We start from the raw sequence: 2078 nt of genomic DNA on the forward strand, positions 1-2078 counted from the left end.
ACCCATCTATCGGTCAGGGGCGCCGGGCAATCATTCAGTTACCGCGCCCCTGACACCGATGATCCTGGATTTCCTCACCGGACGCACGGTCGTCACCACCCACAACATCGTCGAGCAGGACATAGCCAGTTCCCAGGGGTGTCACGATGAGAGTGTGATTTCCCATTTCCTCCTCGGGATGGGCAAGGTTGGCTGCCAGGATGCGGAAAGGCGAACCATTCATCGTGGCGAGATAGAGCGCACGATAATGGTGATTGTTGAAACTCTCTGAAAGATATGACCATGAGGGGCCAATGGATGCCGTGTTGCGATCCAGCAAAGCGCGCATTCTGACATCGATACAGTCGAGATGAATATGGAGCTGGTTCTGCGAGCGCCCGTGAGCGGAATTGATCGCAAGAGAGAGCTCGCTCTCCGGGATCGAGCGATGGTAATCTTGCCCGACACGCTCGCGATATGCCCAAGCTTCGGCGAAATAATTTGGCTGTTCAGGTCGCAGGAGTACGGGACTCTCCATGCCTGTTACTTTCTCCGTAGGAATCAGCAGATACTGCCCTCGACCTTCTATGGAGTGGAGCAGCGCAAAGCCATGAGTCTCATCGTAGACCGTGCAAGGTTTGAGCCCGCGAGCGCAACGACCATGCACAAGTTTCCAGAGTACGTCTGGATCACGGTCTTTATGAATGACCAGCCCTGGAGGTGAGGCAAGAGCAGGGCTGATTCCAGTCAGCGCCGCAACGGTCAGGAGAAGGAACGATTTCAGCACGAGCGGGTGGCTGCTGAGAGAGCCATGCTCTGACCCAGTCGCTCAAGGCGACGCTTGACCCCGCCACCCGCAGCAAAGCTGCTCTGCTCGTCATGGCTCAGCCAGAGAATCCCGTCCTCGATCGAGAGCGAGGTATTCTTGAGGAGCGCCGACGTGCCACCGCAGATCGTATAGGCAAGGCGAAGCGCAAAGCCGAGCTGCACGGCGCGGTCGCAATCATCGGGTGAGAGCAGACGCCGCGAGACTTCCATAAGGGGATCGGCCGGGTCGGCCTCGTAACGGACCGCCAGTGTCAGGGCGACGAAGGCGCGTGACTGGTGGTCAAAGCCAACCCCATGCATACGCATGATGCGCAGATAGGTCTGGGCTGCGCGATATTCGGGGTGATCGAACGAACCGATGTCGGACATACGGCAGGCCATGTCGCGCAATGCCGTTTCGGACGGCGTTTCATGCTGGAACAAGGGCTCCGTCCAGCGCACGAGATCATCGGGCAGCTCCATGCTGCGGCTCAGACGGTGCGCGGTCTCATCAGCCAGTGCCCGACAGGGGTCGAGTGCAGCAACCTCCTGCCCGACCTTGCGCATATACCAGCCCTCCCGCAGGCCATCGACGCTGAAAATGATCTGTGATGGCTGCACGATACGCATCAGGCGCCGCAGGACGGTTGCGGAAAACGGGACATCGTCCAGACGCTTGCGCGGGAAGCCGGGTACTTTCTCCAGCATCTTGCGCGGGGTATCGATCAGCCACGTCACCATCTCGCGCGCCTCATCGGCACCCAGCGTGTAGAGATGAACGATATTGAGCGGGTAATGCGTGCGGGCAATCTGCAACCGGGCCAGGGCGCGGAAGGCGCCCCCAACCAGATAGAGCGGCTTACCCTTCAGGGCAGGCAGCCACGCCACATCATCTAGATCGGCTTCCACAACCTCACGTGCACGTTTGAGGTCACCGCCGGAACGGTCAGACAGGCGTATCACCCCAAGTGGCTTGGTGCAGGCCTCATTATGCCGCCCCCCTGCCACACGGATTAGCTCGAGCGAGCCACCGCCAATGTCAGCAACAACGCCATCTGCATCAGGCAGACCACAGAGCACGCCGGTAGCAGCGTAATCAGCTTCCTCCTCACCCGAAAGGATACGGATCGGCACGTCGGGCATGCACTCGTGCAGCGTCTCGACAAATTCGCGCCCGTTGCTGGCATCGCGAACGGCAGCCGTCGCCAGCACCTCAAAAGGATGGGCGTCCATTGCGCGCGCAATGGCATTGAAGCGGGTCATGACATCGCGTGCGAGTATCAGCCCCTCCT

At 59.8% G+C, this 2078-nt stretch carries 2 protein-coding genes; both read right to left on the bottom strand.

All coding sequences use genetic code 11. The features are described from left to right. Positions 1-34: 34 nt before the first annotated feature. Complete coding sequence (locus P792_RS36560) at positions 35-766, bottom strand: CDP-diacylglycerol diphosphatase (protein ID WP_023978392.1); 732 nt, start codon at positions 764-766, stop codon at positions 35-37. After that, a partial coding sequence (locus P792_RS26750; protein ID WP_035439753.1) for an exopolyphosphatase occupies positions 760-2078 on the bottom strand: 1319 nt, incomplete at its 5' end. The genes P792_RS36560 and P792_RS26750, both read right to left, overlap by 7 nt.

The sequence above is a fragment of the Asaia sp. SF2.1 genome (genome assembly GCF_000505765.1).
Classification (GTDB): domain Bacteria; phylum Pseudomonadota; class Alphaproteobacteria; order Acetobacterales; family Acetobacteraceae; genus Asaia; species Asaia bogorensis.